The sequence below is a fragment of the Protofrankia sp. CiP1_Cm_nod3 genome (assembly GCF_982290655.1).
Map to the genome: position 1 here is coordinate 48,800 of NZ_CEVIVD010000014.1, position 1,231 is coordinate 50,030.

Here is a 1,231-nt window from a genome sequence, read left to right on the forward strand (position 1 = left end):
CGGACGGCCGCGGCCAGGCTGCACGACGCCGTGTTCACCCGGCCGGACGCCCGTCCCGCCGACGTCGGGCTGTCGCTGGCGACCACCCGTACCGTCTTCGACCACCGTGCCGCCGTAGCCGGCACCGGCCGCGAGGCGCTGCTCGCCGGGCTGCGCGCTCTCGCCGCCGGCGAGCAGGCGCCGGGCGTGGTGTCCGCAGCCACCGCCGGGAACCCGGGCGGGACGGTCTTCGTCTTCCCCGGCCAGGGCTCCCAGTGGCCGGGGATGGCCGTGGCCCTGCTCGAGGCCTCTCCCGTGTTCGCGGCGTCGGTCGCGGCCTGCGCGGACGCGCTCGCCCCGTACGTCGACTGGTCGCTGCTGGACGTGCTGCGCGGGGTGGACGGCGCGCCCACCTTCGAGCGGGTGGACGTGGTGCAGCCGGCGCTGTTCGCGGTGATCGTCTCGCTGGCCCGGCTGTGGGAGTCGCTAGGCATCCGGCCCGACGCGGTCATCGGGCACTCGCAGGCCGAGATCGCCGCGGCGCACGTCGCCGGCGCCCTCACCCTGGACGACGCCGCCCGCATCGTCGCGCTGCGCTCCCAGGCGATCACGAAGATCGCCGGACTGGGCGGGATGGTCTCGGTGCCGCTGCCCGCCGCCGTCGTCGAGGCCGACCTGGCTGACCTGGCTGACCTGGCCGATCTGGCCGATCTGGCCGATCTGCTCGGCGATCCGGCCGGCGGGAGCCCGGGCGACGTCTCGATCGCGGCCGTCAACGGCCCGGCGGCCACCGTCGTATCCGGGCGGCCGGCCGTCCTCGACCAGCTGCTCGCCACCTACCAGGCCCGCGGGGTCTCCGCCCGGCGCATACCGGTCGACTACGCCTCCCACTCCGCCCAGGTCGAGGCCATCCGCGACGACGTGGAGAGCCTGCTCGCGGGCATCACACCGCGTCCCGCGGACGTCGCCTTCTACTCGACGGTGACCGGCGGGCGGCTCGACCCGGCCGAGCTGACCGGCGACTACTGGTACCGCAACCTGCGCCAGCCGGTCCGGCTCGACGACGCGGTCCGCGCGGCGCTCGCCGACGGCCACCGCACCTTCCTGGAGTCCAGCCCGCACCCCGTCCTGACCATCGGCATCCAGCAGACCGTCGACGACGTCGCCGAACACGGCCCGGCCGCCGCGCCGAACACCGGCGCCGGCAGCGTCCCCGGGCACACCACCAAGGACACCGCTGGGCACGGCGACG

General features: G+C 75.9%; 1 protein-coding gene. It reads left to right on the top strand.

The window, feature by feature from the left end; translation table 11 throughout:
• Nucleotides 1-1,231, top strand: a 1,231-nt coding sequence (locus AC5LUJ_RS05240; RefSeq protein WP_493464547.1) for an acyltransferase domain-containing protein, incomplete at both ends; no start/stop codon positions are given.